The sequence below is a fragment of the Nitrospirota bacterium genome (genome assembly GCA_037386965.1).
Taxonomy (GTDB): Bacteria; Nitrospirota; Thermodesulfovibrionia; order Thermodesulfovibrionales; family JdFR-86; genus JARRLN01.
Genome location: JARRLN010000114.1, coordinates 1 through 8,805, shown reverse-complemented (window position 1 = coordinate 8,805; position 8,805 = coordinate 1). Strand labels below are relative to the sequence as shown.

Sequence of the window (8,805 nt, the reverse complement as noted above, 5' to 3'; positions counted from 1 at the left end):
ACGTTCCGGGAGCAGCGGGAGAAAGAGCTCAACATGCTCATGAAGGAGCTGAAGACTCACTTCGACAAGGGCGCGGTCAAGTTCGAGAAAGCCGCCTGAGGGAACGGCTCGCACTGCCTCACCCCCCCTTCCCGCCACCACCTTTACCTGCCCTTTCAAAGACGGGAAGGGGGGACCAGTCCCTTTTTCTCAAAACTCCGAAATCTTTTTCCTTTTTGAAGGGGGCCAGTCCCCTTTTGGCACCAGTGCCCTTTTAAGCATCCAGCCGAGCCGTCCTCGGGCAAGCCGTCTCTATGTCCTGCCGGTCCGGGCCGCGCCCGGGGGATCGGTCCCCTTTTCAAACATCAAATCCCACCGTCCCTTGAGTAACGCGCCCCAATGTTCTGTCGGTCCGGGCCGCGCCCGGCCTGGGGGACCAGTCCCTTTTCTTTTATGAGAGACCCGCCTCAAAAACAAAAAAGGGTTCTGAGATTTGAGAAAAGGGGCGCTGGTGCCCCAGTGGTGCCCGCGCGGGGAAATGGTCTATAATTTCCGTTGATGAACTTTCCTTTTCAGATATTCGTAGCCCTGCGCTATCTCAAGAGCCGCAAGCGCCACCGGAGCCTCTCGCTCAACACGGTCATCTCCGTGGCCGGGGTGGCCGTGGGGGTGATGGCCCTCCTTACGGTGATTTCCGTGATGAGCGGCTTTCACGAAGACCTCCGGAAGAAAATCCTCGGGGTCAACACCGACCTGGTGGTGCTCAACCTGACCGGGGAGATAGAGGACTACCAGGGGCTCATTGAGCGGGTGCGGGAGAACCCGGAGGTGGTCTCGGCCTCCCCCTTCGTCCTCGGGCAGGCCATGCTCTCGGCGGGCGGGCGGGCCCAGGGAGTCTACGTGCGGGGTGTCGAGCCCGAGCTTGAGCAAAAGACCACGGATTTCCAATCACACATGAAGGAGGGCTCCCTCCTGGCCCTCGGCGCGGGCCGCGAGGGGGAACGGCCGGGCATCGTCCTGGGGATGGAGCTTGCCGAGCACCTGGGGGTGCGCGAGGGCGATGAGGTGCGCGTGGTCTCCCCCTTCGGCGGGATGGGCCCCCTGGGCAACCTCCCCCGGGTGAAGAAGTTTGTCGTGGTGGGGGTCTTCGAGGTGGGGATGTTCGAGTACGACAGCAACCTGGCCCTCACGGCCCTGGGGCCGGCCCAGGAGTTCTTCGACCTGGGGACCGGAGTGACGGGGCTTGAGGTGAAGGTCAAGGACATCTTTAAAGCCGGGGACGTGGGCACGAGCCTGGAGAGGAAACTGGGCTTTCCCTTCCATACCCGGGACTGGATAGACATGAACAGGAACCTCTTCAGCGCGCTCAAGCTGGAGAAGCTGGTCATGTTCGTCATCCTCACCCTCATCGTGCTGGTTGCCGCCTTCAACATCGTGAGCACGCAGATCATGAACGTCATCGAGAAAGAGCGCGAGATAGCCATCCTGAAGGCCATGGGGGCCTCGCGCAGAAGCATCATGAGCATCTTCATGCTCCAGGGGTTCCTCATCGGGCTGGTGGGGACGGCCATCGGCCTGGGCGGCGGGTGGCTGCTGACCTGGCTGCTCAATACCTACCACATCATCAAGCTTCCGGCCGACGTCTACTACCTCTCGCACCTGCCGGCGAAGATAAACCCCCTGGACTTCACCACGGTCTCGGTGAGCGCCATCGTCATCAGCTTCCTGGCCACCGTCTACCCGGCCTGGCAGGCCGGGCGGCTCGACCCGGTGGAGCCCCTCAGATACGAGTAAGGGAAGCCAGCCTCTTTTCAGACCAGCCTCCCTCTCGGGCCAGCCCCGGTTTCTTCACTTCTCATCAGAGGGAGAAAAAGGGCACTGGTGCCCCAGGCGCGGCAGGCCACGGCCTGAGCGTCCTGACATCGAACGGCTTGCCCAAGGGACGGCCTGGTTTGATGGTTAAAAGGGCACTGGTGCCCCCGGGCGCGGCAGGCCCGGCCGGACATCGGGGCGTGTTACTCAAGGAACGGTGGGATTTGATGTTTGAAAAGGGACTGGTGTGGGGTCCCAAAAATTCATTTTAAAACCGTTTGCCGTCATTCCCGAGGTAGTAATCGGGAATCCATCTGTCTTTAACAATAAGAAGTTCCTGGATTCCCGCCTCCACCTTCGCGGGGGGCGGGAGTCCGGTATTTTCACCTTCCTGGATCCCGCTTACAGTCCGCGGGCATGACGGAGGCCGATAACGTCAATTTTGAGACAGGGACTACTCCCCCCGGAGCGCCTTCCTCAGCGTGGCCACCGAGGGGACGGGTGCAAGCCTCCCGGACTCGTCACGGAACATCCGTCAGGAGAACCCCTCCACCTCCGCGGGCTCGACGTCCCGGCCGTCTATCCGCACCGAGGGCGACCCCCTGAGGCCGAGCCTCGCGGCCTCGGCCTCCCCAACCCTCAGAAACCGCACCTCCGCCCGCAGGCCCTCGGCCGTGAGGGCCGCCTCCAGGTTGGCCCGCAGGGCCTCCTCCGAGGCACAGCCCGGCGAAAGATAGCACTCCACGGTCATGCCCCCAGTCTAGCACATGCCGCCCATGGCAGAACCCCATAGGAGGCGCCTATGACGGAATAAAGTGCGATAGGTTCTTCCTATTTGCTTCATAGGCTCTTTTTCTTCTACTATCTGATATCCGGTCCGAAAGGAGGTGGCTCGCGGCATGCTTATCGGCAAGAAGAAGACCCTGACGGGACTGGCTCGCACCTGTGGTTGAGCGGCCAAAATCGGTCCATCGGACCTGATGGACGCGCTGGCCCCGCTTGAGCCCTCGGGCGACCCCAACCTGTTGGTGGGCTTTGGCACCTGTGATGACGCCGCCGTTTACCGCATCTCCGAGGAGGCGGCCCTCATCTCCACGGCCGACTTCATAACCCCGCCGGTGGACGACCCCTACTGGTTCGGGCAGGTGGCCGCGGCAAACGCCCTCTCGGACGTTTACGCCATGGGGGGACGGCCCCTGACGGCCCTGAACCTGCTGATGTATCCCCACAAGAAGCTCGGCATGGAGGTCCTGCGCGAAATCCTCCGCGGCGGGCACGAGAAGGTCCGCGAGGCGGGCGCCTCCATGGCCGGAGGGCATTCGGTGGACGACGAGGAGCCCAAGTACGGCCTGGCCGTCACCGGCGTGGTCCACCCCGGGCGCATCCTGACCACCTGCGGGGCCCGGCCGGGAGATGCCCTGGTGCTCACCAAGCCCCTGGGCACGGGTGTGCTCTTCAACGCCCGCCGCTCGGGCAAGCTCAGGGACGACGAGCTCCTGCCCGCTCTTCGCCAGGCGGCTGCCCTGAACGGGCCCGCCCTCCAGACGGCCCTCGCCCACGCGGAGGTCCACGCCTGCACGGACGTCACCGGCTTCGGCATCCTCGGGCATATGCTCGAGATGGCCCGGGGAAGCGGCGTTCTGCTTGAGATATCCCACCGGGCGCTGCCCCATTACCCTCACGCCCTCAGCATGTACCGTCGGGGGGAGACCACCGGGAGCAACCGCACCAACAGGCAATACGTGGAGGAAGCCCTTGAGATGCGCACGCGGCTCACGGGCGAGGAGGAGGAAATCCTCTACGACCCCCAGACCTCGGGCGGGCTGCTCTTTGCCGTCCCGGCCCCGGAGGCCCCGGGCCTGGTGGAGAAGCTCAGGGCCTCCGGCGCGCCCCACGCCGCCCAGGTGGCCTCGGTCAGGGAGTACAAGGAAGGCCCCTCGCTGGTCGTGGTCTGACCCCGACCGACTCCTTATAGTTTTGAGAGAGGAGCGCCCGCGATTGGCCGGATGGCATGACGGCGCCTTGGAATAACCGCCGTCTCTGCGGCCATGGCAAGAGAACATGGAGGCGGACAGGTTACTTGCCGCCCGAGGCGCCCTCGAGGAAACGGAAGAAGTCGCCCTCGGTGGACAGGACGAGCCAGTCGTCCCCGCCGAGGACCTCCGAGTATGTCTCCATGGTCTTTAAAAACTGGAAGAAATCGCGCGACTCGGGGCTCTGGTCGTAGGCCGAGGCGTAGATGGCGGTGGCCTCCGCGTCGGCCTTCCCCTTGATCTCTTCGGCCTTGCGGAAGGCCTCCGAGCGTATCTTCCGCAGGTCCCGTTCGCGCTGTCCGCGTATCCGGGCGGCCTCACCCTGGCCCTCGGAGCGGAACTTCTCCGCAATACGCTTCCGCTCGGACCGCATGCGGTCGAATATCTTTTCCCTCACCTCTTCGACATAGTTCACCCGCTTCAACCTGAGGTCCAGGAGCTCTATGCCGAGGTGCTCCAGGCTCGGAGCGGCGCTTTCTATTATCTTGCGGGTTATGTAGTTCCTGCCGTACTTGACCTCCACCTGGGACTCCGCCTTCATAGTGTCCTCCACCAAGTCCCCGAACTGCAGCTCCCGGTCGGTGGCGCGCACTATCTCGGCGAGTTTGTGGTTGGCAACCGCGTTGCGGGTCTGCCCGTCCAGTATGTCGTCAAGCCTGCTCTGGGCTCCGCGTTCGTCGCGCAAGCGCTGGAAAAACAACAGGGGGTCAACAATCCTCCACCTCGCGTAGGTGTCCACCCAGATGAACCGCTTGTCCTTTGTGGGGAGCTGATTGGCATCCCCGTCCCATTCAAGAAACCTCTTGTCGAAATAATTGGCCTTCTGAAGGAAAGGAACTTTCACGTGTATGCCCGGCTCCCGGATGGGCTCCCCGACGGGTTTCCCGAACTGGGTAATGATCACCTGCTCCGTCTCATGAACGACGAACAGGGCGGACCCGAGCGCGAGAAGCGCCACTCCCGCGATTATCAGTAGGACGACCACACCGGCCCTCTTCATTTCCGTTCGGTCCCCTCCGTATCGAGCTTGAACAGGGGAAGTATCCCCGTGGTCTCCCTGTCCGTTACAAGTTTCTTCCCCAGACGCGGAAGCACTTTCTCCATGGTCTCAAGATAGATGCGGCTCCTTGTAACCCTGGGGGCCCGCCGGTACTCGGCAAACACGGCTTTGAAGCGCGCCGCCTCCCCCTTTGCGCGGTTTATGCGTTCCGTGGAGTAGCCCATGGCCTCCTCGATAGTCCTCGCCGCGTCGCCCCGGGCCTTGGGTATTATCTTGTTGTACTCGGACTGCGCCTCGTTTATCATGCGCTCGCGCTCCTGCTGAGCCTCGTTCACCTCGTTAAAGGCGGCTTTAACCGGCTCCGGCGGGGTCACGTCCTGCAGCACCACCTGGTCCACCTGTATGCCGTTTTCGTACTGGTCGCAGAGGTTCTGCAGCATCTTGGTCGCCGTGCTGGCTATCTCCGTGCGCCCGATGGTCAGCAGCTCGTTGACGCTCCGGTCTCCAACTATCTCGCGCACGACCGCCTCGTTCATGTCACGGAACGTATCCCCCGCTGAAATCCTGCTCGGAGAACCTGGTGCGGGTGTCGGCGGAAACGGTCCTGAAGCCGAATTCCTCCTTCAGCTGGCGCTCCACGGGCACCTTGGTGACCTTCTCCACCCCGAAAGGGGCGACCACGTTAAGGCCGGGGTCTATCGTACGCACGTATTTTCCGAAGCGGAGCACCACTCCCACTTCTTCCGGGTCCACGGCGACAAAAGAGGTCAGCCCTCCCCATAAGAGGGCTATGGCGAGCACTGCGTAAACCGCAATGCGCCCGCCCCGCCCCGTTCCCATGCTCTTGAGCTTGCCCGCGAAGTCCCCGGACGTCCCCTCTCCGCCCGCTCTCGACAAAAGAACCTTCGCCTTTCTCCTCACCTCCTCGTTCGAGGCAAAGGAGACGACGAGGAACAACACAAACAGAATCAGCAGAAAAAGAAAGATGACTCCGTTAAAACCACCCATATTCGATCACGGCCTCCAGAACCGCATTTTAACAGATGAGGAGCCGGAATGAAAGGCACACCGGAGTGCAACCTCTACGTCCTGCTCAGGAAGAGCCCCGGTGCGGGGTCGCGCCATTGCGCCCTCCATGGGAGGCATCCGGCGCGCCCCACGCCGCCCGGGCGGCCCCAGGTGGCCATGGTGAAGGAGTACAAGGAAGACCCTTCGCTTGTCTTGCTCTGACCCTGAGCGGGTTTCTTCTAGTTCTTGCGAGCAGGAGCGCCCGCGATAGACCGGATGGCGTGATGACTTTCACCTACACAATCACATTTAGGGTGGATGAAGATAACATAAATTACCATTTTAAAATCACCAGAATTTTCTTGACTTAGAGCCTGAGGACCACTCGTAAGAATCTGCAGGACAAGCTTACGCCCTGAAGTCGACATGTTTGAATCCCCTTAAGGTCTTCCCTTTTTGTCATTTTTCGAGCATACTAGCTTGAGATTCATAGATAGCGTCGATGGTTGCAACAGGACAAGGTTAGAGGAAACGTAATGTTAGAAAAGCTTCCACAGTTGACTGATGATGGTTTGCTTACCCCTGAGGTTGGGTCTTGGGCAGAGCGGAAGTATCGTTTGGTCTGGAATTATGCAAAAATGTTTACAACTGGGATGAAAAACAAATGGCATGAAAGAATATATATTGACCTATTTGCCGGCGCTGGCTGTGCGAAAATAAGAGAAAGCTCAATAATAGTTCCAGCATCACCACTGCTTGCCCTTGATATTCCTGATAAGTTCGACAAGTATATCTTCTGCGAACAGAACGAATCCAAACTCAAGGCATTAATGCAAAGAGTAAGTACAAGGCATCCAGATATAAATGCAAAATACATACACGGCGATGTAACTGAACATATCGATAGGATAATTTCAGAAATTCCAATGCACAGCTCGGCTCATACGGTTCTTTCGTTCTGTTTTATAGACCCATATAAGATAGATAATTTCAATTTTCAGGTAATTAAAGAGCTTTCAAGTAAATATGTCGATTTTCTAATTCTCATTCCATCCTATATGGATGCTCACAGAAATGTAGTTAAGTATGCAGAAGACACACATGTTTCAATAGAGGATTTTACTGGAGGTAAAGACTGGAAGGAACTTTGGGATATGGAAAGAAAGAAGGGCACAGATTTTGGTGTTTTTTTGCCTGAGCTGTTTTGCACATCCATGGAGAAATTAGGGTATCTACATACTGGAGTCAGTGATACAATATTAATTCGCTCAGATAAGAAAAATCTTCCTCTGTATCACCTTGCTTTTTTCAGTAGGCATCAATTAGGTATGAAATACTGGAAAGAGTCTATTAAGTATAGCTCTGACCAAGGAGAGCTTTTTTAAATTTTCCAATTGATGATAATATAGATTATGGCACAATCCTCTCGCATAGAATGGACAGGGACAACATGGAACCCGGTGACAGGGTGCACAAAGTTCAGCGAGGGATGCATGCACTGCTATGCAGAGCGCATGGCCCGGCGTCTGCACGGTGCTGGGAATAGACGCTATAGAAATGGTTTCAAGGTAACACTTCATCAGGACCTCGTTGAGTCACCCCTCAAATGGAAGAAGCCTAGGCTCATATTTGTCAATTCAATGAGCGACCTCTTCCATAAAGACGTTCCGCTCTCTTTTATTAAGGACGTTTTCAGAACAATGAATAAGACAGACCAACATATCTACCAGATAGTCACTAAGCGCTCGGTCAGGCTCGCGCAGCTGGCTGACAGACTTGAATGGACTCCAAACATATGGATGGGGGTTACGGTTGAATCCAACCGCCACTTAAGCAGGGTCGAAGACCTATGCACTGTTCGGGCCAGAGTGAAGTTCCTTTCCTTGGAACCCCTGCTCTCGGACTTCCCCGCACTAAATCTCAAGAAAATAGACTGGATAATAGTTGGCGGGGAATCAGGCCCGGGAGCGAGGCCGATGCAGGAACGCTGGGTTAAATCCATCCACAGGCACTGCATCAGTCAAAGCACACCTTTCTTCTTTAAGCAGTGGGGCGGTGTGAGAAAGAAGGAAACAGGTAGAACCTTTAAGGGCCGCACATGGGACGAAATGCCTTCATTCATTGAGAGCCAGACTCATCTTGCCCTTTAAGCCATTCACTGGCGAAATTAAATAGGGACACTAACTGACTGTTGCCTTGCAGGCCAAAGGTTCAAAGTATTTCTGCGTCTTATATGTAGAAAGCCTCATCCCCCGCCCAGGATTTATCTGTAGCTTTCCCTTAGAATTACTTAGGCGTCGATTTTCTGCTCCCCTCTCAAGTACAGAAACAAACCCTTGCCTCTCATCAAATGCAGCTTGATGATGCGGTCGAGCCTTTCTGATGTCCCTGTCCGAGAAGAAGCGGCAGGGCTTTTCAGGGTGAGTACCTGCCTTTGGGATAACGTTTCTTCAAGGCATCGGGGAAGATGAAGCTCACACTATCCTCAAGGGAGCCCTTCTTTACGGTAATTAGGAGCTCCCAGCGGCCGTCTCTTTCAAGGTCAAGGCCTGAAACAATGTAGAGGCCGTTGCCCCTGTCCGTTATTTTTATCTCAGCGGGTGTTGTTTTAGCTGTTTTGAGGTTTTTATATGCGATTTTCAGTTCCGCTCCTGCAACGTCCTTGTCTCCTTTTCCGTGGATTACGATGCCGGTAACGTCCTTACCGATATCATACTCTTTGTCATCAAGGAGAACCTCTACGCTGAAGTTCGCGTTTTCAGTAATATCGAACAGCGTTTCATTAAAGTGTTTTGTAAATATATTCTTGTCAGAAGTGTCCTTTCCACTTGCTTCAACGGGCAACGAAACAAGTAGACCAAATACCAATACTGCGCTGGTGAGTCCCAATACAATGGCTTTCATTCGTCACCTCCTTGATAACGCAATTGTGAAATTCTACTATAAAAAGAGAATAACTTCAATAAAATGGGA

Annotated in this window: 10 protein-coding genes; 5 read left to right on the top strand and 5 right to left on the bottom strand. The window is 56.8% G+C overall.

Annotated features, from left to right (window positions below; all coding sequences use genetic code 11):
* Window positions 1-537: 537 nt before the first annotated feature.
* Complete coding sequence (locus P8Y39_12370) at window positions 538-1,773, top strand: lipoprotein-releasing ABC transporter permease subunit (GenBank protein MEJ2193111.1); 1,236 nt, start codon at window positions 538-540, stop codon at window positions 1,771-1,773.
* A 553-nt stretch (window positions 1,774-2,326) separates the two neighbouring features.
* Here P8Y39_12370 and P8Y39_12365 read toward each other — a convergent pair.
* Window positions 2,327-2,542 (bottom strand): hypothetical protein, encoded by a 216-nt coding sequence (locus P8Y39_12365; protein MEJ2193110.1) that lies wholly within the window; start codon window positions 2,540-2,542, stop codon window positions 2,327-2,329.
* Window positions 2,543-2,690: 148 nt separating this feature from the next.
* On the opposite strand from P8Y39_12365, the gene selD reads away from it, so the two are divergent.
* Window positions 2,691-3,746 carry a selenide, water dikinase SelD gene (gene selD, locus P8Y39_12360; protein MEJ2193109.1) on the top strand — a complete coding sequence of 352 codons (1,056 nt, stop codon included), beginning with the start codon at window positions 2,691-2,693 and terminating at the stop codon, window positions 3,744-3,746.
* A gap of 121 nt (window positions 3,747-3,867) precedes the next feature.
* Here selD and hflC read toward each other — a convergent pair whose 3' ends face one another.
* From hflC to P8Y39_12345, 3 genes are read right to left on the bottom strand one after another with little or no spacing between them, the layout of a single operon-like run.
* Window positions 3,868-4,824 (bottom strand): protease modulator HflC, encoded by a 957-nt coding sequence (hflC, locus tag P8Y39_12355; GenBank protein MEJ2193108.1) that lies wholly within the window; start codon window positions 4,822-4,824, stop codon window positions 3,868-3,870.
* On the bottom strand, window positions 4,821-5,360 hold the full coding sequence (gene hflK / locus P8Y39_12350; protein MEJ2193107.1) for an FtsH protease activity modulator HflK: 540 nt from the start codon (window positions 5,358-5,360) through the stop codon (window positions 4,821-4,823). Before hflK ends, hflC begins: the two co-directional genes overlap by 4 nt.
* A 1-nt stretch (window position 5,361) precedes the next feature.
* A complete protein-coding gene (locus P8Y39_12345) occupies window positions 5,362-5,832 on the bottom strand; it encodes an SPFH domain-containing protein (protein ID MEJ2193106.1) in 471 nt (156 codons plus the stop codon).
* A gap of 48 nt (window positions 5,833-5,880) precedes the next feature.
* On the opposite strand from P8Y39_12345, the gene P8Y39_12340 reads away from it, so the two are divergent.
* The 3 genes from P8Y39_12340 (at window position 5,881) to P8Y39_12330 (ending at window position 7,982) form a co-directional block, all read left to right on the top strand.
* On the top strand, window positions 5,881-6,054 hold the full coding sequence (locus P8Y39_12340) for a hypothetical protein (protein ID MEJ2193105.1): 174 nt from the start codon (window positions 5,881-5,883) through the stop codon (window positions 6,052-6,054).
* Window positions 6,055-6,368: 314 nt separating this feature from the next.
* Entirely contained in the window at window positions 6,369-7,217 is an 849-nt protein-coding gene (gene tcmP, locus P8Y39_12335; GenBank protein ID MEJ2193104.1) for a three-Cys-motif partner protein TcmP, read from the top strand.
* 27 nt (window positions 7,218-7,244) lie between these two features.
* A complete protein-coding gene (locus P8Y39_12330) occupies window positions 7,245-7,982 on the top strand; it encodes a phage Gp37/Gp68 family protein (protein ID MEJ2193103.1) in 738 nt (245 codons plus the stop codon).
* Between the two features lie 265 nt (window positions 7,983-8,247).
* Here P8Y39_12330 and P8Y39_12325 read toward each other — a convergent pair whose 3' ends face one another.
* The gene (locus P8Y39_12325; GenBank protein MEJ2193102.1) at window positions 8,248-8,736 is read right to left on the bottom strand and encodes a hypothetical protein; all 489 of its coding nucleotides are present in this window, start codon (window positions 8,734-8,736) and stop codon (window positions 8,248-8,250) included.
* Window positions 8,737-8,805 lie beyond the last annotated feature (69 nt).

Coding starts and splice junctions, on each gene's coding strand:
- P8Y39_12370 (MEJ2193111.1), top strand. CDS start 538: ATGAACTTTCCTTTTCAGATATTCGTAGCCCTGCGCTATCTCAAGAGC.
- P8Y39_12365 (MEJ2193110.1), bottom strand. CDS start 2,542: ATGACCGTGGAGTGCTATCTTTCGCCGGGCTGTGCCTCGGAGGAGGCC.
- hflC (MEJ2193108.1), bottom strand. CDS start 4,824: ATGAAGAGGGCCGGTGTGGTCGTCCTACTGATAATCGCGGGAGTGGCG.
- hflK (MEJ2193107.1), bottom strand. CDS start 5,360: ATGAACGAGGCGGTCGTGCGCGAGATAGTTGGAGACCGGAGCGTCAAC.
- P8Y39_12345 (MEJ2193106.1), bottom strand. CDS start 5,832: ATGGGTGGTTTTAACGGAGTCATCTTTCTTTTTCTGCTGATTCTGTTT.
- P8Y39_12340 (MEJ2193105.1), top strand. CDS start 5,881: ATGAAAGGCACACCGGAGTGCAACCTCTACGTCCTGCTCAGGAAGAGC.
- tcmP (MEJ2193104.1), top strand. CDS start 6,369: ATGTTAGAAAAGCTTCCACAGTTGACTGATGATGGTTTGCTTACCCCT.
- P8Y39_12330 (MEJ2193103.1), top strand. CDS start 7,245: ATGGCACAATCCTCTCGCATAGAATGGACAGGGACAACATGGAACCCG.
- P8Y39_12325 (MEJ2193102.1), bottom strand. CDS start 8,736: ATGAAAGCCATTGTATTGGGACTCACCAGCGCAGTATTGGTATTTGGT.